Raw genomic sequence first — 19,683 nt, 5'->3', positions numbered from 1 at the left:
GCGGACTGGCTAGGCGGTGCAGTGACTGCGAATATTAGCGGTGAATACCGGCCTTCTTGCGCAGTTCTTCACCAAAAATACTCTTCACGCCCTTAGCGCTTGCATCAGCTTCGGCGAAACCGTCGTACTTGGACTCACCTGCAAGCGTCGACAGCAGGAAGCCGGTGACCAAAGCGCGTGCGGTTTCAGTCGGGCCTGACTGGAACGCACCGGAACCGACGGCCAGTTTGAAGAGGCGATCCTCAGTGAAACCAGCCTGGGTGCCCTTGGCCAGCTCGCGGTAAGCCACCTCGCCGCCCCAGTTGTCAGCCAACTGCGCAGGGTTGCCAGCGCGGAAAAGATCCTCGCGCTCGGAACCGATAATCAGGCCCGGAGCCGTGATGGACTTAGCCGCTGCATAAGACGAAGGCGCAGTATCTGCCGGGTACAGCGCCGCTACGGCGCGAACCTTTGGGTTATCAACCGCTGCCAGCGCGGCGATGCCGCCGCCCATGCCGTGGCCGACGATGCCGAGCTTGGAAGGCGATACCGCGATGTTGCCCGTGCCCAGCTTGACGCCAGCTGCAATTTGCAGTGCAGATTCGACGTCCGCAGCGAGATTGCGGTGGCTCGGGTTAATACCCGTCTCCGTATCAGGGGCAACCACCACGATGCCCCAGCTAGCCAAATGGCGCAGGGTAGCGTGGTAATTCTTAACCTTCTTCGTCCAATCGTGGGCGAAGGCCACAGCTGGCAGGCCCTTGCCCTCAGCTGGGGTATAAACCTTGCCGTTGATGCCGGCATAAGAAAGATCGCCGACGAGGACGCGGTGGGGGCCACGCTTGGATAGAGTTCCTAGATGCTTCTTTAGATTCGCAGACACGTATTCCAGAATAGAGGAAGAAAGCACGGCGGCGGGGGATAAGCCATATTGATGGTTCAGAATGCGGGTTTTCTTTCGCGGTTAGCGGTGAGAGAAAAGCTTTAACTTTGCAGTGAAGAGGTTCCAATTCCTATGAGGTAGGATCGAGGCTTATGTGTGGAATTGTTGGATACGTAGGTCACGCATCCAGTGGCCGTGAATACTATGCCCTGGACGTTGTGCTGGAAGGCCTTCGCCGTCTTGAGTACCGAGGCTATGACTCTGCTGGCGTCGCAATGTACGTCGATGGCGAAATTAGCTGGCGCAAAAAGGCCGGCAAAGTTGCTGCCCTCGAAGCAGAAATTGCTTCCCGCCCTTTGCAGGACTCTGTCCTGGGCATCGGACATACCCGTTGGGCAACCCACGGCGGCCCGACCGACCTGAACGCCCACCCGCATGTAGTTGACGGCGGCAAGCTGGCAGTTGTTCACAACGGCATCATCGAGAACTTTGCTGAGCTGAAGGCCGAGCTGACCTCCAAGGGTTATAACTTCGTTTCCGAGACCGACACCGAAGTTGCTGCCACCCTGCTGGGCGATATTTTCCACAATGAAGCTGCAGGTGACCTCACCAAGGCGATGCAGCTGACCGGCAAGCGCCTGGAAGGTGCTTTTACCCTTCTGGCAATCCACTCCGAGCAGGCTGACCGCATTGTTGCCGCCCGCCGCGATTCCCCGCTGGTCATTGGCCTGGGTGAGGGCGAGAACTTCCTGGGCTCCGACGTCTCCGGCTTCATCGACTACACCAAGTCCGCCGTCGAGATGGAAAATGACCAGGTCGTTACCATCACTGCTGACGAAGTTTCCATCACTGACTACGAAGGCAACGCTGCACAGGGCAAGCCATTCGAAATCATGTGGGACGCAGCTGCCGCAGAAAAGGGTGGCTTCAACTCCTTCATGGAAAAGGAGATCCACGACCAGCCAGCTGCTGTACGTGACACCCTGCTCGGCCGCTTTGACGGCCAAGGCAAGCTGACCCTGGACGAGGTTCACATCGATGAGACGGTTTTGAAGTCCATCGATAAGATCATCGTCATCGCCTGCGGTACCGCTGCTTATGCAGGTCACGTTGCGCGTTACGCAATCGAGCACTGGTGCCGTATCCCAACCGAGGTCGAGCTGGCGCACGAGTTCCGCTACCGCGATCCGATCGTCAACGAGAAGACCTTGGTCGTCGCTTTGTCCCAGTCCGGCGAGACCATGGATACCTTGATGGCGGTGCGCCACGCCCGTCAGCAGGGTGCCAAGGTGATCGCTATCTGCAACACCCAGGGCTCTTCCATCCCTCGCGAGGCCGACGCTGCGCTGTACACCCACGCCGGCCCGGAGATCGCCGTTGCTTCCACCAAGGCCTTCTTGGCGCAGATCACCGCGACCTACCTCCTCGGCCTGTACCTGGCGCAGCTGCGCGGCAACATGTTCGCCGACGAAGTAAACGCGGTTCTGCAGGAGCTGCGCGATATGCCGGAGAAGGTCCAAGCAGTCATCGACAACGAGAAGCAGGTCACCGATCTTGCTAACTCCATGCAAAACGCCGAGTCCGTTCTCTTCTTGGGCCGCCACGTTGGCTTCCCAGTTGCGCTTGAGGGCGCGCTGAAGCTGAAGGAGATCGCATATCTGCACGCCGAGGGCTTCGCTGCCGGCGAGCTCAAGCACGGCCCAATCGCGCTCATTGAGGAGGGCCAGCCGGTCTTCGTCATCGTTCCTTCCCCGCGTGGCCGCGATTCCCTGCACTCCAAGGTCGTATCCAACATCCAGGAAATCCGTGCCCGTGGCGCAATCACCATCGTTATTGCTGAAGAAGGCGACGATGCTGTGGAGGCATATGCTAACCACGTCATCCGCATTCCACAGTCCCCGACGCTGATGCAGCCGCTGTTGGCCACGGTTCCGCTGCAGATCTTCGCCTGTGGCGTTGCCACCGCAAAGGGCTACGACGTCGACCAGCCGCGTAACTTGGCTAAGTCCGTCACCGTCGAGTAAAAGCTCGCTTTAAATCCGGAAGTACCCCTCGCCTTATGGTGGGTGCTTCCGGATTTTGCGTTTTAACCGCACGAGAAATCCGCGCCGCGTGCTGCTGCGTTAGTCCTGCGCACCAGTGCAGTGGCACAATAGACCCATGCTTCGTACCAGAATCGACCTTGACGCCATCGCCCACAATGTTTCTTTGTTAAAGAAAAAGGTGGCTCCCGCGCAGCTCATGTGCGTGGTGAAGGCGGATGCCTATGGCCACGGCGTTAAAGAAGTCGCGCCAGTGATGGCGCGTGCGGGTGCGGATGCTTTCGGTGTGGCGACTTTCAAAGAGGCCATTGAGCTGCGGCGCAGCGGAATCGATCAGCCGATTGCGGCGTGGATTTGGGACTCCACGCAGGAAATCGCGGAGGCTTTGGCATGCCGCATCCACATTGCAGTGCCCTCCTTGGTACACGCGCGCCGCTTGGTGGAATCGGAGATTCCGGCGCAGGTTTATATCAAGGTTGAAACCGGTCTGCATCGCTCCGGCGTGGAGGAAGCGAACTGGGATGCTACTTTCGCATTGCTTCGCGACGCCCCGCAGGTCGAGGTTCTAGGCCTCATGTCGCATTTTGCGTGCGCGGATGAGCCAGATAATCCCTTCAACGACGAGCAGGAAGCTAACTTTCGCCGCGCGCTGGAGCTGGCCCGGGCTGCAGGCCTGGAATGCCCAGTAAATCACTTGGCCAATTCCCCGGCTGTTTTGGACCGACCTTCCTCCCATTTCGAGATGGTCCGTCCGGGCTTGGCTTGTTATGGCCTGGAGCCGATCCCCGGCCTCGAGCACGGCTTGAAGCCGGCGATGACTTGGGCGGCGAGCGTCGTCAACGTCAAGCCGATTCAGCCAGGCGAGGGCACCTGCTACAACCTCACGTGGAAGGCCGAGAAGCCGGGATTTTTGGCCACGATTCCGTGCGGATACGCCGACGGTTTGCCGCGCAACTTTCAGGGCAGGCTTAAGGTCGGCATCGGCGGCAAGCTTTACCCACAGGTGGGCCGCGTGTGCATGGACCAGATTGTCGTGGACTTGGGTGAGAACGAGTACGGCGTCGAGCAAGGCGACGAAGCCATTATCTTCGGCGAAGGCGGCCTGAGCGCGACGGATCTGGCGGAGGCCACCGGAACCATCAATTACGAAATCATCTGCCGTCCCACTGGCCGCACTGCCCGCCACTTTGAGGGAGGAATCGGGCATGCGTAGCCAGTTTCCGCAGCAGGGCCAAAAGCAGGTAGCTACTGCCGAAGCCGCCCGCGAGCTGGGAAAGGAACTGGGGGCGGCGCTTGAGGCTGGCGACCTCGTCATCCTCGACGGCCCGCTAGGCGCAGGCAAGACCACCTTCACCCAAGGCATTGCCGAAGGCATGCAGGTCAAAGGCCGCGTCACCTCGCCGACTTTCGTCATCGCCCGCGAGCATCGCTCGACCGTCGGCGGCCCGTCGCTCGTCCACGTCGATGCTTACCGCCTGCTGGACCACTCCGACGATCCCCTAGGCGAGCTCGACGCGCTGGATTTGGACACCGAGCTTGACGACGCCGTCGTCGTCGCCGAGTGGGGCGGCGGCTTCATGGACCAGCTCGCGGAGGCCTTTTTGCTGATCAACATCAACCGTGAGGCCGCAGACGATACTCGCGTGTTTACCTGGAACTGGGTAGGTTAACTGCCTTCTTGTAGGATAAGCGGGGTCAACTAACCCCCCATATGACGTGCAAGGAGCGCTTTCAATATGACCAAGGTCGGTCAATTCATCACCACATTCCTCATCGGATTGTTCATCATCGCCCTGGGCGCGATGATTGCGCTGTCGAGCATGCGTGAGCAGCCACCCGTGGAGCGCACCCTAGAAAGCGCTGTCGACTCCCTCGATAAGACCAACTTGACTGTCAGCGCCGTCGCTCCGAGCGAGGTTCTGGGCCGTAACTGGCAGGGCATGACCACCATCTGCGCTGGCACCAAGTTGGATGAGATCAAGAAGATGTACGGCATCGACCCGCAAGCCTTGGGCATTGATGAAGACGTCGACGCGGACACCAACTACTTCGTTGCCATCGGCGGCAACAATGAGTTCTACGCAGAGAAGCTCAACCGCGAAAAGATCGACCTGTGCCCGACGGGCCAGCCGTTGCAGCCTGCTGCCACCCAGTCTCTGCTGCCATTTATCAAGGAAGGCGATACCTGGAAGCTGGGCGCCTAATGCTGGTTTTAAGCATTGATACCGCAACGACTGACCTGGTTACCGGTGTAGTAGATACCGAATCCGGTGCGGTCAGCGAGCGGATTATCACCGATACCCGCGCGCATAACGAGCAGTTGATTCCCACCATCCAGCGCCTGCTGGAGGAAAAGGGAATGGGCTTTGCCGATTTGGACGCAATTGTCGTGGGGTGTGGCCCGGGCCCGTTTACGGGTTTGCGCGTAGGTATGGCCACCGCATCCGCGCTTGGCGACGCCCTCGGTATCCCGGTCCACGGCGTCTGCTCCCACGACGCCATCGCTGCCGAACACGGCGCGGATAGGCGCATCCTCGTGGCAACCGATGCACGGCGTAAGGAAATCTACTGGGCGACCTATGCAGAAGGCGTGCGGGTGGAAGGCCCGGGCGTCGTCAAGCCGGGCGAGATAGCCGTGGAGGTGGAAGCGGTAGTTATCCCAGGTAACCTGGTTGAAAAGCTGCCCGAGGCCCTGCAGGCGCTGCCGCACGTGGCGGCGAATCCGCGCCCGGCCGGTTTGGTTGCCGTCGCCGACCTTTCCGCGACGCCAGCTCCGTTGACCCCGCTGTACCTGCGTCGTCCAGACGCCGTGCCGCCGAAGCCAAAGCCGCGCTCAGCCGCCCTTCCCGACATTTCCGGGCTAAGTCTGTGAAGCTGCGCGAACTAACCGCCGTCGATGCGCAGCGCTGCGCGGAGCTGGAGAAAGTGCTTTTTGCAGGGGAAGGGCCGTGGCCGGCGGAGGCCTTCGTGCAGGAAATCGCACACGGTCACACCTTTTATCTAGGCGTGGAAGACGAGGACGTATTGGTTGGTTATGCCGGCATCGGCATGATGGGACCTGTTACCGACCCGGAATTCGAAATTCATACCATCGGCGTCGATCCCGCGATGCAGCGCCGTGGGGTGGGCAGGATGATGATGGATAACATCGTCTATATCGCTGACCTGAAAGACGCCCCGGTTTTTCTCGAGGTTCGTGTGGGCAACGATCCCGCCATTTCCATGTACGAAGCCTACGGTTTTATTAAGACCGGCATCCGCCGCAATTACTATCAACCTTCAGGCGCGGACGCGCACACTATGTTCCGCCCGCGTAAAAGCGAAAGGACCGCGAAGTGAAAATCCTCGGAATCGAGTCTTCCTGCGACGAAACCGGTGTAGGAATCATCGAGCTGGACGCGGACGGCAATATGGAAATCCTGGCTGACAGCGTTGCCTCGTCGATGCAGCAGCACGCTCGCTTCGGCGGCGTGGTTCCGGAAATCGCCTCGCGTGCCCACCTGGAGGCTATGCCGCAGGTGATGCGCGCAGCACTGGAGGAGGCGGGGATTTCCAAGCCGGATGCCGTTGCCGCGACGGTGGGGCCGGGCCTGGCGGGTGCCTTGCTGGTGGGCGCTTCCGCGGCGAAGGCCTATGCGGCCGCCTGGGGCGTGCCTTTCTACGGCGTCAATCACTTGGGCGGGCACGTAGCAGTGGCCAACCTCGAAGGTGAACAGCTGCCGCACGCAGTGGCGCTTTTGGTCTCCGGCGGCCACACCCAGCTGCTTGAGGTTGAGGCGGTGGGAAAGCCCATGAAGGAATTGGGCAGCACGCTTGACGACGCCGCCGGCGAAGCCTACGACAAAGTCTCCCGCCTTTTGGGGCTGGGCTATCCGGGAGGACCGGTCATCGACAAGCTGGCTGCGCAAGGCGAGGCCAACATCGACTTTCCGCGGGGCCTTTCGCGTGCGGAGGATCTGCGCGGCGTGCATCGCCATGACTTTTCTTTCTCCGGCTTGAAGACCGCCGTGGCGCGGTACGTGGAAAAGGCGGAGAAGGAAGGACGCGTCGTATCCATCGAGGATATTTGCGCTTCCTTCCAGGAGGCCGTGGCGGATGTGCTGACCGCGAAGGCCGTGCGGGCCTGCCAGGACACCGGCGCCAAGGTGCTGTTGCTGGGCGGTGGCGTGGCTGCGAATTCGCGCCTGCGGCAACTGGCGGCCAAGCGTTGTGAATCGGCGGGCATCGAGCTGCGGGTGCCGCGTTTTAAGCTGTGCACCGACAACGGCGTGATGATTGCGGCCGTAGCGGCGCAGCTTATTCATGAAGGGGCGGAGCCTTCCGGCCTGGCGTGCGGCACCGATACCCAGCTTGAGGTTGAAGTCCCGCTCGTTAGCGCAGACTAACGTTCACCAAAAGTTTGCCTTCCTCCGGATGCGGGGTAGTTAAAGCGACGGTAATGTGCGGAAGCGATATTGCCCTACTGGCTATTGAAGGAGCCTTACCCCATCATGACCACCGGTTTTCTCGTTAATCCAGATTTGACCCGCCGCAAGATCGAATTCGATCTTGAGCACGCCAACCAGTTCCTGGGCGGCACCACCGAAGACCGCGTCGCCGTCGTGTTCCAAGACGACGGTTCCACCTATGCCGCGCTTTTTAACCCCAATGCCAAGGCGGAGGGCGCGGAGCCGAATCCGGTTGCCTCCCTGGCGCGCAATGCTGCCGATACCGGTAACTCGGCATTCCTGCAGGACCCAATCCGCGCTATTAGTGGTCCGGTCATCTTCGTCGAAGCAGACGGTGAGTCTGAGAACTTCGACGAGGTCATCGAGGCAGTCGAGCACGGTATCCGTGCCGTTAGCAATTACCGCGAAGACTACCCAGAAGAGTATGGCCTCTGGCGCGCGGCGGTCATCAATTCTGAAAAGTCCGTCTAAGTTTTATAGGCTTCGCCGCGCCTCCGGAGTTTGTTGAGGGTTAGCAGTCGCAAGGGTAGAGTGCTAGGAAGGTTGTTTGACCCACAGTTGTTCACCCGCGACGACGGCTGTGCTGGACATCCACAACCGGCACATACAACTAACTGATTCAAATTTCGGAGGAATCACCATGGCAAACATCAAGCCACTTGAGGACAAGGTTCTCGTCCAGATCGTAGAAGCAGAAACCACCACCGCTTCCGGCCTGGTTATCCCAGACTCCGCTAAGGAAAAGCCGCAGGAGGCTACCGTCATCGCCGTCGGCCCAGGCCGCACCAATGACAAGGGCGAGGTCGTTCCGGTCGGAGTCAACGAGGGCGACACCGTAATCTTCTCCAAGTACGGCGGCACCGAGCTGAAGTACGACGGCCAGGAGTACCTCCTGCTGTCTGCACGTGACCTGCTCGCAGTCATCGAGAAGTAGGCCTTCATGCCAAAGCTGATTGCATTTGACCAGGAAGCTCGCGAGGGCATCCAGCGCGGCGTTGACACGCTTGCTGACGCAGTCAAGGTCACCCTCGGCCCCCGCGGCCGCAACGTTGTGCTGTCCAAGGCCTTCGGCGGCCCCACCGTCACCAACGACGGCGTGACCATCGCCCGTGACATCGACATCGAGGAGCCTTTTGAGAACCTCGGTGCACAGCTGGTGAAGTCCGTGGCCGTGAAGACCAACGACATCGCCGGTGACGGCACCACCACCGCAACCTTGCTCGCCCAGGCGCTCATCTTCGAGGGCCTGCGCAACGTTGCCGCTGGTGCCAACCCAGTTGAGCTGAACCGCGGTATCGCTGCGGCGGCGGAAAAGACCGTCGAAGAGCTGATGAAGCGCGCAACGCCGGTGAACTCGGCGTCGGAAATCGCGCAGGTGGCAACCGTTTCCTCCCGCGACCCAGAGGTCGGCGAGATGGTCGCCGGCGCCATGGACAAGGTGGGCAAGGACGGTGTCGTAACCGTCGAGGAATCCCAATCCATCGAGTCCTCCGTGGACGTTACCGAGGGCATTTCCTTCGACAAGGGCTACCTTTCTCCGTACTTCGCTACGGAAGAAGAGACCTACAACGCAGTGCTTGACGACGCAGCCATCCTCCTCGTCCGCAACAAGATCTCCTCCCTGCCGGACTTCCTGCCGCTGCTGGAGAAGATTGCTGAGTCGTCGCGTCCTACCTTGATCATCGCGGAAGATGTGGAAGGCGAGCCGCTGCAGGCGCTCGTTGTTAACTCCATCCGCAAGGTGCTCAAGGTTGCCGCCGTGAAGGCCCCGTACTTCGGCGAGCGCCGCAAGGGCTTCATGGATGACCTGGCCGTTGTCACCGGCGCCACCGTTGTGGACCCGGAGGTAGGCATCAACTTGAACGAGGTTGGCCTCGAGGTACTGGGCTCTGCCCGCCGCGTGACGGTTTCCAAGGAAGACACCGTCATCGTTGACGGCGCTGGCGAAGCTAGCGCTGTGGAGGAGCGTCGCGAGCAGCTGCGCCGCGAAATCGAGCGCACCGATTCCACCTGGGATCGCGAGAAGCTCGAGGAGCGTCTGGCGAAGCTGTCCGGCGGCGTTGCCGTCATCCGCGTCGGCGCTGCTACCGAGACCGAGGTCAACGAGCGCAAGCTGCGCGTCGAGGACGCCATCAACGCTGCCCGCGCGGCCGTCGATGAGGGCGTCATCGCAGGCGGCGGTTCCGCACTCGTGCAGATCTCCAAGGAACTGGAAAAGTTTGCCGAGGAGTTCGAGGGCGAGGCCAAGACCGGCGTGCTCTCCGTATCCCGCGCGCTGACCCGCCCGGCTTACTGGATCGCGCAGAACGCTGGCCTGGACGGCTCCGTCATCGTTGACCACGTTTCCGCACTCGAGAACGGCCACGGCTTCAACGCCGCCACCCTGGAGTACGGCAACCTGCTGGAGCAGGGCATCATCGACCCAGTTAAGGTCACCCACTCCGCAGTGGTTAACGCCACCTCCGTTGCCCGCATGGTTCTGACCACCGAGGCATCCGTAGTGGAAAAGCCAGCTGAGGAAGAAGCTCCCGCTGCTTCTCATGGCCATCACCACTAATTTTTAGCCGCGAATCACCCCGGGTCTCCCACGTGGAGGCCCGGGGTTTCGTCTTAGGATGGCTAGGTGCACAATCAAGAATTCATCCGCGTTGTCGGCGCGCGCGATAATGATCTCAAAGAGATAAGCGTCGATATCCCTAAGCGGAAACTCACCGTGTTCACCGGTGTCTCTGGTTCTGGCAAGTCCTCTCTCGTATTCGGAACCATCGCTGCAGAATCTCAGCGGCTTATCAACGAGACCTACCCGGGTTTCGTGCAGGGCTTTATGCAATCCCAGGCCCATCCCGACGTCGACGAGCTCAGTGGCCTTACCGCCGCCATTGTGGTGGGGCAGGAGCGGATGGCAGCCAACTCGCGTTCCACTTTCGGTACCGCAACGGATATCACCGGCGCTCTGCGCGTGCTTTTCTCGCGCATTGCCTCTCCGCGCGTGGGCGGCCCGGCGGCGTATTCCTTCAACGTTCCTTCCGCCAGCGGGCAGGGCGCTATCGAGGTCAATGGCGTGAAAGAGGTTCGCCGTTTTGAGCGGACCGGTGGAATGTGCCCGACCTGCGAGGGCATGGGCCGCGCCTCGCAAATCGACCTGAAAGAAGTCGTGGACGAGTCCTTGAGCCTAAACGACGGCGCCATCTTGTACCCCGGCATGAAAGTCGGCTCCTGGCTGTGGAAGGCCTACGCAGAGTCAGGGTTGTACCCGGCAGATAAGCCGGTCGAGGATTTCACAGAGGAGCAAAAACACGCGCTGTATTACCTGAGCGACGTCAAGACCAAAATCAACGGCATCAACATGAGCTACCAAGGTCTTGTTGTGCGCTTGCAGGCCTCCGTGCTGTCGAAGGACAAAGATAGCCTCCAAAAACATATGAAGGCCTTCGTGGAACGCGCAGTGGTCTTCGCGGACTGTCCCGACTGCGGCGGCACACGTCTGGCGCAGCATGCCCGCGAATCTTTTATTGCAGGCAAGTCCATCGCCGACGTCTCCGACATGGAGCTTACTGAGCTCGACGAGTGGCTTTCTGCCATCGACGCCCCGTCCGCCGCGCCGCTGCTGGCCTCGATTAGGCGCTCGGTGGCTAATGCGGTGGAAATCGGTTTGGGCTACCTTACCTTGAGTCGTGCCACGGGCACGCTCTCAGGCGGCGAGGCGCAGCGCACCCGAATGGTACGTCACTTGGGCTCCGCGCTTACCGACGCCACCTATGTCTTCGACGAGCCCACCGCCGGCCTGCACCCGCATGATATCGCACGGATGAATAAACTCTTGCTGCAGCTGCGCGATAAGGGAAACACCGTTCTCGTGGTGGAGCATAAACCGGAGACCATCGCTATTGCCGATTACGTCGTCGACTTAGGGCCCCGCGCTGGCAGCCAGGGTGGGGAAGTGGTCTTTACCGGTTCCGTCGATAAACTGCGCGAGGCGGATACCTTAACCGGCCGCCACCTGGCGGACCGCGCCCAGTTCAAGGAAGAAACTCGCACTCCTTCGGGCGCCATCGAAATCCATAACGCCCAGCGCAACAACCTACGCGGCATCGACGTAGACATCCCGCTCGGGGTGCTCAGCGCGATTACCGGCGTGGCCGGTTCCGGTAAGTCCTCGCTTTTGGCGTGCCTGCCAGAAGAAGTCCAAGAACGCATCTTCTTCGTCGACCAAACCCCGATCAAAGGCTCGCGTCGCTCCAACCCCGCGACGTATACCGGCGCGTTGGACTCCATCCGCAAGGCGTTTGCGAAGGCGAACAGTTTTGAAAGCGACGTCGTCAAGCCTGCCCTGTTTTCTGCGAACTCCGAAGGCGCGTGCCCAAATTGCAATGGTGCGGGAGTCATCTACGTGGAATTCGGATTCATGGACGGCGCTGACGTGCCGTGTGAGGTCTGTGAAGGCAGGCGCTTTTCCGAAGACGTGCTGCGTTACGAGCTAGGCGGCAAAAACATCGCCGACGTATTGGAAACGCCAGCTGCTGAGGCTGCGGCTTACTTCGCGGAAAATAAAGTTGCCGCTGCGAAGAAGGTCTGTGAGATCCTGGTCGCCGTGGGGCTGGGATATATCACCTTGGGCCAACCACTCAACACCCTTTCCGGCGGTGAGCGTCAGCGCCTGAAATTGGCCGTCCACATGGCGGATAAGAAGGCGCAGGCTGATGTTTTGGTGTTGGATGAGCCATCGACGGGCTTGCACTTGGCGGACGTCGATAAGCTGCTCGAATTGCTCGACCACCTGGTCGAGGAAGGCAACACCGTGGTGTGCGTGGAACACCACCTAGCTGTGGTCGCACACGCGGACCACATCATTGATTTAGGCCCCGGGGCAGGCTCCGCAGGTGGCGGGTTGGTTGCCGCATGCAGCCCCCGTGAACTCGCCGGCAACGCCTCCTCTGTGACTGGGCGCTACCTCGCTGAATATGTGGCCTAAACGGTGACCGTAGCGCGGGTGCGCAAAGCAGCCACGCGCTCGGATTCGCTCATGCCGCCCCACACGCCGTACGGTTCCGCGGAACTTAGCGCATGCTCGCGGCATAGCTCGAGGACCGGGCAGGACTGACAAATTGCCTTAGCGCGGTTCTCACGCTGGGCGCGAGCGCGGCCACGCTCGCCGTCTGGGTGATAAAACACGTCCGAATTCTCTCCTCGGCATGCACCCTGCAGCTGCCAATCCCAAAAGTCAGCGTTAGGGCCGGGAAGTGAATGGGGCTGAGACATGTTCAAAACTCCTTTAGTAAATACCCTGCGCGCATGAATTCGCGCAATGGAGGAATAAGACGATTTAGAAGTTTCGACGCACGTGGTAAACGAATGGTTACCGGATTGTTTACGCTATATGGATTCTTTACGCGGAGGGCATTTTTAGCGGGTCTGAACTGCACGAACAGCAAAGGTAAACGGTGTATGAACTTTTGGCGCGCCGGGAGTAAAAGGATATAAATCCACCCGAACGGGCTAGGGTGTAAGGGCTAAGGCGAAAACTAAAGCAGCAAACCCCAAGGAAAACCCCAAGGAAAAACAGTGAGCGATACCGATAAAGAGCTAGCGGACCTCGTGCCGCTAGCTGCTGACGGCAACCGTCGCGCACTCCAGAAGATCATGCGGATTATCCACCCGCAGGTGCTGCGCTACTGCCGCGCACGCATCGGCGGCGGGCGCCAACCCACGCCAGAAGACGTCACTCAGGAAATCTGCCTCGCTGTTGCCACATCCATCGACTCCTATGAGGATAAGGGCCGCCCATTCATGGCCTACGTCTATGGCATTGCCTTCAACAAGGTCACCGATGCGCACCGCGCCATGGGTCGAGACCACTCCAACCCCGCCGAGGAAGTCCCGGAAAGCGCGGCCAAAGACGCAAATCCAGAGGAATCTGCGCTGGTCACGGATGGTAGTAACAGAGTGCGGGAGTTGCTCGATACATTAAGTGACAAAGCTCGAGACATAGTCATCTTGCGCGTGTTCGTGGGCCTTACAGCCGAGGAGACTGCGGAAATCGTGGAATCTACACCGGGTGCGGTACGCGTGGCGCAGCATCGAGCATTGGCACAACTGCGCAAGGCTATCGGCGCCTCTGGTCAATAGCGCAAGCGCGTATCTTCTCAAATCTCATATGTCCATATCTCATTCAAGGAAGGGAGGCCATCATGGCGAAGAAGGATGAGCCACAGCTCAATATCTCTGAGCAGTTGCAGCCTTTGGTCGACGATGACGCATTCCTGACTAGCCTTTCTCAGGGCCAGGACCCTTCTGCTGGGGAAGACGAGTTGGCGGGCTTGCTTCTCGAGCTGCGTGACGACGTCGAAAAGCAAATGCCGCCAGCTCCGGTTATCGAAGGCGCCGACGAGGAAGCTGAGGTTATCTCTCTGGCCGCGGCCTCCAAGAGGCGTCGTTCGCGGCCTTTCGTCAACGGCCTAATTGGTGCAGCGGCGGCGACCTTGGTCATTGCCGGTACTGGTACTGCCGTCTACAACGCAGGCCCTGGTTCTCCGCTCTACGACGTGCACAAGTCCATGTTTGGCAGCTCGGATGCTTCCTCCGTGGAGCTTGCAGGCACGCTCGAGGAAATGGACCGTCGTTCCGCAAATGGCGACATGGCCGGCACTCGCGAATTGCTTAATGAAGCGCGCCGTATCATCGACGAATCACGCAACTCGCAGCCGGAGCCTACCTCCGCGGAAAAGCCCTCGGCCACGCCGGCTACCAAGCCATTCCCCGCAGCGCGTTCTACGGTAACTGCGACGGAGACCCTGGAAAAGGAAGTCCCAGCATCTAGCCCAGAGCCAGCGCCGGTAACCGTAACGGAATACCAGACCATCACCTCTACGGTTGTGGCTCCGGATACGCCCTCGCAGGAAACTGGCGAGCAGACCGAACCAACTTCAGTCGCCACGGACACCGCTGAGGGCCAAGGCCCTGATGGTTACCTCGGCGAAAACCAGCAGCAGTAAACCAGCAGTATTAAAAAATTCCCTGCCTCACAGCGAGGTAGGGAATTTCTTTTTAACGGGCGTCTAGGCCGTCCATGTAGCCGAGCGCATAATCCCACGGAACATAGCGCGTGGGGTCCGGCTGCGCGCCTGGCTCATGTACCGGGGCGAGTTCGCCGTCCAAAGTGGCGCGCATGTTTGCAGCCATGATGTCCCACTCGTAGAAGTGGTTTTCTTCGCAATCCTCGCACAGAAAGAAGATGCCGTCGATTCCGCGCGGGCCCAGCACGCGTGCGAATTCCTGCACCAAGGCGAGGTCGTGGATGATAGCCAAGCGTTCTTCCTCGGACAAAGGTATGACCTGCTCGTCTTCCTCCAGGAAGGAAGCGGGATCGTTGGGATCGTCTGCGAATGGGTCGCGTGGCATATTGGCGAAGAAGTTCACCTTTGCGAGCCTATAAACTTCTACCCCCTTTAGGCAATTCCTCATAGGGGCTTGCATACCTTTCTTACGGGGCGGCCCGGCTACCATTCGGGGTGCTTTAAGCACTACAGTTGTGGTTACCGCGAAACCATCTTGGCCTTATTTAAGGAGTGTCCTTAACCCATGAGCGATAATCACATTCTCACCGGCGGCGATGACCCAAACAAGGTAGCCCTGTACGGCTTGACTTTTGATGACGTTCTGCTGCTGCCGGCAGAATCCAACATCGTTCCGTCCGAGGTGGATACCTCGGCGCAGTTCACCCGCAACATTCGTCTCGGCGTTCCGCTGGCTTCTGCCGCCATGGATACCGTTACCGAGGCGCGCATGGCAATCGCCATGGCACGCCAGGGCGGTATCGGCGTCCTGCACCGCAACCTGTCCACTGAGGATCAGGCAACCCAGGTGGAAATCGTCAAGCGCTCTGAGTCAGGCATGGTGACGGACCCTGTTACCGCTAGCCCGGATATGACCATCCAGGAAGTCGACGAGCTGTGCGCACGCTTCCGCATTTCTGGCCTGCCGGTCGTCGATGGCAAAGGCACCTTGCTGGGCATTTGCACCAACCGCGATATGCGTTTCGAGCCGGACTTCGGCCGCAAAGTCTCCGAGATCATGACCCCTATGCCGCTGGTTGTGGCCAAGGAGGGCGTGGCCAAGGAGGAGGCGCTGGCGCTGCTTTCTTCCAACAAGGTTGAGAAGCTTCCTATCGTCGATGATGACAACAAGCTGGTTGGCCTGATCACGGTCAAGGACTTCGTAAAGACCGAGCAGTTCCCGAACTCCTCCAAGGATTCCTCCGGACGACTGCTGGTGGCAGCGGGTATCGGCACGGGTGAGGAATCCTATGCTCGTGCAGGCGCGCTTGTCGACGCCGGCGTTGACGTCCTCGTCGTCGACTCCGCTCACGCGCACAACAACCGCGTGCTGGAGATGGTTTCCCGTGTACAGAAGGACTTCGGCTCCAAGGTCGACGTCGTAGGCGGCAACCTCGCTACCCGCGAGGCGGCGAAGGCCATGATTGAGGCCGGCGCGGACGCTATCAAGGTCGGCATCGGCCCAGGCTCCATCTGCACCACCCGCGTCGTCGCGGGTGTTGGTGCTCCGCAGATTACGGCCATCATGGAAGCTGCGGCGGTGGCTGGTCCAGCTGGCGTGCCGGTCATTGGCGATGGCGGCATGCAGTACTCCGGCGACGTCGCCAAGGCATTGGCTGCCGGTGCAGATACCGTCATGCTGGGCTCCATGTTTGCAGGCACCACCGAGGCGCCTGGCGATATCGTCGTGGTCCAGGGCAAGCAATACAAGCGCTACCGCGGCATGGGCTCCATGGGCGCTATGCAGGGCCGCGGCCTTACCGGCGAGAAGCGCTCCTACTCCAAGGACCGCTACTTCCAGGCCGACGTTAAGAGCGAGGACAAGCTGGTTCCGGAGGGCGTCGAGGGTCGCGTTCCTTTCCGCGGTGACATCGATGCCATTGTGCACCAGCTCATCGGCGGCCTGCGCGCTTCCATGGGCTACACCGGTTCGGCCACCATCGAGGAGCTGAAGACCAAGCGCTTCGTCCAGATCACCGCGGCGGGCCTGAAGGAATCTCACCCGCACCACCTGCAGCAGATCATCGAAGCTCCGAACTACCGCTAAACGAATCTTTCGAGGAAAGAGAACATGCGCGATTACGTTGAAATCGGTATCGGCCGTGAGGCACGCCGTACTTACGATCTTGATCAGATCTCCTTGGTCCCTACCCGCCGTACCCGTTCTTCTAAAGACGTCGACACCACTTGGAACATCGACGCCTATACCTTCGATACCCCGCTGGTTTCCCACCCAACCGACGCGTTGGCTACGCCCGAGTTCGTCATCGAGATGGGCAAGCAGGGCGGCTTGGGCGTCATCAACGCGGAGGGCCTGTGGGGCCGTCACGCGGACCTAGAGGCGGCTTTGGTGAAGGTCACCGAGAATCCTTTCGACCTTTCCACGCTGCAGGAGCTGCATGCAGCGCCGCTGAATGAGGAGCTGTTGGCAGAGCGCATCGCACAGGTGCGTGACTCCGGCGTGACCGTCGCGGTGCGTGTGTCGCCGCAGCGCGCGCGGGAATTGGCACCGGTGGTTATCAAGGCGGGTGCTGAGATCCTGTTTATCCAGGGCACGTTGATTTCTGCGGAGCACGTGCAGCAGGGCGGTGAGCCGCTGAACTTGAAGGAGTTCATCGGTTCCATCGATACGCCGGTTATCGCTGGTGGCGTGGCGGATTACACTACTGCGTTGCACCTGATGCGTGCTGGCGCTGCCGGCATCATCGTGGGCTCTGGCGTTAATACCAACGCCGAGACCGTGGGCATCGATGTGCCGATGGCAACCACCATTGCCGACGTCGCTGCCGCTCGCCGCGACTACCTCGACGAGACCGGCGGCCGCTACGTGCACGTGCTTGCCGACGGCGATATCTACACCTCCGCTGACGTCGCCAAGGCGATTGCCTGCGGCGCTGATTCTGTGGTCTTGGGCCCGGTTTTGGCCCGCGCTGCAGAGGCAGGCGGTAAGGGTTACTACTGGCCGTCGACGGCTGGCCACCCGCGTTTCCCACGCGGCGTCATCGAAGCTGCGGACGTGGACCTCATCGCGGCAGGATACGCGCCGTTGTCGGAGCCGGAGCAGGTTTCGCTCGAGGTCATCTTGCACGGCCCGTCGAATGAGCCACACGGCCAACTGAACCTGGTCGGTGGACTCCAGCGTGCGATGGCCAAGTGCGGTTACACGGACTTGAAGTCTTTCCAGAAGGTGGGCTTGGCAGTACGCTAACCGACCTTTGCCCGACTGCGGCGAGCCACTGCTCGCGGCCCCAGGTGCGTACCTTTGGCCGGCTGATGGGCAGCAGGACGGCCGCCGCCATCAGTAGACGCAGGGCAGCGGTGCCCCAGGTGCCGCCGTCGTCGAAAAGCTGCACTGCGAGCGTGACGTCGGGCGGCGTATCCGGCTTACCGAGCAAGGTGAGATTTTGGCAGAATATGCAGGTCGAATGCTTGCGCTTTCCGACGAAGCGGAGTCCCGCGTCCTCGCCTCGACCTCACTCGTGCGCGGAACTATCCGAGTGACGAGTTTTCAGACGGCAACGTCCGCGCCGCTTTAACCACGGCAACGCAGCACGCGCTCGCCCGCGCGCCAGAGCTCGAAGTGTAGCGGCCACCGCTTCCCACAACGAACTGGGGTACCCGTATTTAAAGGCGGTTCAATGGGCTAGACTGTAGCGCGTGACTAACCCAACCACTACTCCGCGTCCAGTCCTCGTTGTGGACTTTGGCGCTCAGTACGCGCAGCTCATCGCACGTCGCGTCCGTGAGGCCAACATCTACTCCGAGGTTGTTCCCAACTCTGCCACCGTGGAAGAAATCAAGGCCAAGAATCCGGTCGCTCTGATTCTCTCCGGCGGCCCGTCTTCTGTTTATGCGGACGGCGCTCCTTCTCTGAAGCCCGAGCTGCTTGAGCTGGGCATCCCGGTCTTCGGCATCTGCTACGGCTTCCAGGCTATGACTCAAGCGCTCGGCGGCAAGGTCGCCTCGACTGGCTCTCGTGAATACGGCCGCACCGACGTCAACGTTTCCGGCGGCGTCCTGCACCAGGGCCTCGAGGCCACACACAAGGTGTGGATGTCCCACGGCGACTCTGTCTCCGAGGCTCCGGAAGGCTTCGAGGTTACTGCCTCCTCAGCGGGTGCGCCGGTGGCGGCTTTTGAGTGCCTTGAAAAGCGCATGGCAGGCGTGCAGTACCACCCAGAGGTACTGCACTCGCCGCACGGCCAGGAAGTGCTTACCCGCTTCCTCACCGAGGTCGCAGGCCTCGAGCAGAACTGGACCGCAGACAACATTGCGGAGCAGCTCATCGCTGATATCCAGAAGCAGGTTGGTCCGGAAGGCCGCGCCATCTGCGGCCTGTCCGGCGGAGTGGACTCCGCTGTGGCTGCCGCGTTGGTGCAGCGCGCTATCGGTGACCGTCTGACCTGTGTCTTCGTCGACCATGGCCTGCTGCGCGCGGGTGAGCGTGAGCAGGTGGAGAAGGACTTCGTGGCGTCGACAGGCGCAAAGCTCGTCACCGCAGACGAACGCGAGGCGTTCCTTGCCAAGCTCGCCGGCGTTACCGAGCCGGAGGCCAAGCGTAAGGCAATCGGTGCGGAGTTTATCCGTTCCTTCGAGCGTGCTGTTGCAGGCGTGCTTAACGACGCCCCCGCAGGTTCCTCCGTTGACTTCCTCGTCCAGGGCACGCTGTACCCGGACGTCGTGGAGTCCGGCGGCGGTGACGGTACGGCGAACATCAAGTCCCACCACAACGTGGGCGGCCTGCCTGACGACGTCGAGTTTGAGCTCGTCGAGCCGCTGCGTCTGCTGTTCAAGGACGAGGTGCGTGCCGTGGGCCGCGAGCTGGGCTTGCCCGAGGAAATCGTGGCGCGCCAGCCGTTCCCGGGCCCGGGCCTGGGCATCCGCATCATCGGCGAGGTTACTGAAGAGCGTTTGGAGACCTTGCGCGAGGCAGACCTCATCGCGCGTACCGAGCTGACTGCCGCTGGCCTGGACGGCGAGATCTGGCAGTGCCCGGTGGTACTGCTTGCCGACGTCCGCTCCGTCGGCGTTCAAGGCGACGGCCGCACCTACGGCCACCCAATCGTGCTGCGTCCGGTGTCTTCGGAAGACGCCATGACCGCAGACTGGACCCGCCTGCCTTATGACGTGTTGGAGAAGATCTCCACCCGTATCACCAACGAGGTCAAGGACGTCAACCGCGTGGTCTTGGATTGCACCTCCAAGCCGCCAGGAACCATCGAGTGGGAATAGTCCCGCCCGCCCCGCAGCGCTTCGCCGATCTCGGCGGGGCGCTGCGC

20 protein-coding genes are annotated in these 19,683 nt (G+C 60.7%); 17 read left to right on the top strand and 3 right to left on the bottom strand.

The annotated features are described in order from the left end of the window. Positions 1-34: 34 nt before the first annotated feature. Positions 35-862 (bottom strand): dienelactone hydrolase family protein, encoded by an 828-nt coding sequence (locus HMPREF2888_RS05685; RefSeq protein WP_061920822.1) that lies wholly within the window; start codon positions 860-862, stop codon positions 35-37. Between the two features lie 152 nt (positions 863-1,014). Between HMPREF2888_RS05685 and glmS the strand changes: the two genes are divergently transcribed. From glmS to HMPREF2888_RS05630, 11 genes are all read left to right on the top strand, one after another. Beyond that, positions 1,015-2,886, top strand: coding sequence for a glutamine--fructose-6-phosphate transaminase (isomerizing) (gene glmS / locus HMPREF2888_RS05680; RefSeq protein ID WP_061920595.1), 1,872 nt, complete (start codon positions 1,015-1,017; stop codon positions 2,884-2,886). 136 nt (positions 2,887-3,022) lie between these two features. Then, entirely contained in the window at positions 3,023-4,117 is a 1,095-nt protein-coding gene (gene alr / locus HMPREF2888_RS05675; RefSeq protein WP_070456042.1) for an alanine racemase, read from the top strand. Continuing rightward, positions 4,110-4,574: a tRNA (adenosine(37)-N6)-threonylcarbamoyltransferase complex ATPase subunit type 1 TsaE gene (tsaE, locus tag HMPREF2888_RS05670; RefSeq protein WP_061920598.1), complete on the top strand. Its 465-nt coding sequence runs from the start codon at positions 4,110-4,112 to the stop codon at positions 4,572-4,574. The genes alr and tsaE overlap by 8 nt, the downstream gene beginning before the upstream one ends. Before the next feature lie 66 nt (positions 4,575-4,640). After that, a complete protein-coding gene (locus tag HMPREF2888_RS05665; RefSeq protein ID WP_061920600.1) occupies positions 4,641-5,108 on the top strand; it encodes a hypothetical protein in 468 nt (155 codons plus the stop codon). After that, a complete protein-coding gene (gene tsaB, locus HMPREF2888_RS05660; RefSeq protein WP_062042203.1) occupies positions 5,108-5,776 on the top strand; it encodes a tRNA (adenosine(37)-N6)-threonylcarbamoyltransferase complex dimerization subunit type 1 TsaB in 669 nt (222 codons plus the stop codon). Before HMPREF2888_RS05665 ends, tsaB begins: the two co-directional genes overlap by 1 nt. Next, positions 5,773-6,243 (top strand): ribosomal protein S18-alanine N-acetyltransferase, encoded by a 471-nt coding sequence (gene rimI / locus HMPREF2888_RS05655; protein ID WP_061920604.1) that lies wholly within the window; start codon positions 5,773-5,775, stop codon positions 6,241-6,243. Before tsaB ends, rimI begins: the two co-directional genes overlap by 4 nt. Next, positions 6,240-7,289 (top strand): tRNA (adenosine(37)-N6)-threonylcarbamoyltransferase complex transferase subunit TsaD, encoded by a 1,050-nt coding sequence (tsaD, locus tag HMPREF2888_RS05650; protein ID WP_070432352.1) that lies wholly within the window; start codon positions 6,240-6,242, stop codon positions 7,287-7,289. Before rimI ends, tsaD begins: the two co-directional genes overlap by 4 nt. 105 nt (positions 7,290-7,394) lie before the next feature. After that, positions 7,395-7,823 carry a hypothetical protein gene (locus HMPREF2888_RS05645; protein WP_062042197.1) on the top strand — a complete coding sequence of 143 codons (429 nt, stop codon included), beginning with the start codon at positions 7,395-7,397 and terminating at the stop codon, positions 7,821-7,823. 163 nt (positions 7,824-7,986) lie between these two features. Further along, complete coding sequence (gene groES, locus HMPREF2888_RS05640; RefSeq protein WP_269465448.1) at positions 7,987-8,286, top strand: co-chaperone GroES; 300 nt, start codon at positions 7,987-7,989, stop codon at positions 8,284-8,286. 6 nt (positions 8,287-8,292) lie between these two features. Continuing rightward, positions 8,293-9,909, top strand: coding sequence for a chaperonin GroEL (groL, locus tag HMPREF2888_RS05635; RefSeq protein ID WP_062042194.1), 1,617 nt, complete (start codon positions 8,293-8,295; stop codon positions 9,907-9,909). 66 nt (positions 9,910-9,975) lie between these two features. Further along, positions 9,976-12,324: an ATP-binding cassette domain-containing protein gene (locus HMPREF2888_RS05630; RefSeq protein ID WP_070432351.1), complete on the top strand. Its 2,349-nt coding sequence runs from the start codon at positions 9,976-9,978 to the stop codon at positions 12,322-12,324. Here the strand turns inward: HMPREF2888_RS05630 and HMPREF2888_RS05625 are convergent. Beyond that, positions 12,321-12,611: a WhiB family transcriptional regulator gene (locus tag HMPREF2888_RS05625; RefSeq protein WP_061920616.1), complete on the bottom strand. Its 291-nt coding sequence runs from the start codon at positions 12,609-12,611 to the stop codon at positions 12,321-12,323. The two genes, HMPREF2888_RS05630 and HMPREF2888_RS05625, sit on opposite strands and share 4 nt — an antisense overlap. Before the next feature lie 303 nt (positions 12,612-12,914). On the opposite strand from HMPREF2888_RS05625, the gene HMPREF2888_RS05620 reads away from it, so the two are divergent. Together HMPREF2888_RS05620 and HMPREF2888_RS05615 are read left to right on the top strand one after the other, a co-directional pair. Then, a complete protein-coding gene (locus tag HMPREF2888_RS05620; RefSeq protein WP_070432350.1) occupies positions 12,915-13,478 on the top strand; it encodes a sigma-70 family RNA polymerase sigma factor in 564 nt (187 codons plus the stop codon). Positions 13,479-13,540: 62 nt separating this feature from the next. Next, on the top strand, positions 13,541-14,344 hold the full coding sequence (locus HMPREF2888_RS05615; RefSeq protein WP_210385628.1) for a hypothetical protein: 804 nt from the start codon (positions 13,541-13,543) through the stop codon (positions 14,342-14,344). A gap of 52 nt (positions 14,345-14,396) precedes the next feature. Here HMPREF2888_RS05615 and HMPREF2888_RS05610 read toward each other — a convergent pair whose 3' ends face one another. Beyond that, positions 14,397-14,768 carry a DUF5319 domain-containing protein gene (locus HMPREF2888_RS05610; RefSeq protein ID WP_070432349.1) on the bottom strand — a complete coding sequence of 124 codons (372 nt, stop codon included), beginning with the start codon at positions 14,766-14,768 and terminating at the stop codon, positions 14,397-14,399. A 162-nt stretch (positions 14,769-14,930) separates the two neighbouring features. Here HMPREF2888_RS05610 and guaB point away from each other — a divergent pair, with 162 nt between their 5' ends. The 4 genes from guaB to guaA all read left to right on the top strand — a co-directional run bounded on the left by guaB (position 14,931) and on the right by guaA (position 19,636). Beyond that, positions 14,931-16,451: an IMP dehydrogenase gene (gene guaB / locus HMPREF2888_RS05605; protein WP_061920622.1), complete on the top strand. Its 1,521-nt coding sequence runs from the start codon at positions 14,931-14,933 to the stop codon at positions 16,449-16,451. A 24-nt stretch (positions 16,452-16,475) separates the two neighbouring features. Next, positions 16,476-17,612 (top strand): GuaB3 family IMP dehydrogenase-related protein, encoded by a 1,137-nt coding sequence (locus HMPREF2888_RS05600; protein ID WP_061920624.1) that lies wholly within the window; start codon positions 16,476-16,478, stop codon positions 17,610-17,612. Between the two features lie 196 nt (positions 17,613-17,808). Then, positions 17,809-17,940, top strand: coding sequence for a hypothetical protein (locus tag HMPREF2888_RS13195; RefSeq protein ID WP_256374585.1), 132 nt, complete (start codon positions 17,809-17,811; stop codon positions 17,938-17,940). Between the two features lie 121 nt (positions 17,941-18,061). Continuing rightward, complete coding sequence (gene guaA / locus HMPREF2888_RS05595; RefSeq protein WP_061920626.1) at positions 18,062-19,636, top strand: glutamine-hydrolyzing GMP synthase; 1,575 nt, start codon at positions 18,062-18,064, stop codon at positions 19,634-19,636. The last annotated feature ends 47 nt before the right edge of the window (positions 19,637-19,683 follow it).

This window comes from Corynebacterium sp. HMSC077D03 (assembly GCF_001808545.1).
Classification (GTDB): Bacteria; Actinomycetota; Actinomycetes; order Mycobacteriales; family Mycobacteriaceae; genus Corynebacterium; species Corynebacterium simulans.
The sequence above is the reverse complement of the archived record's forward strand: the minus strand, read 5'-3'. Positions and strand labels throughout refer to the sequence as shown.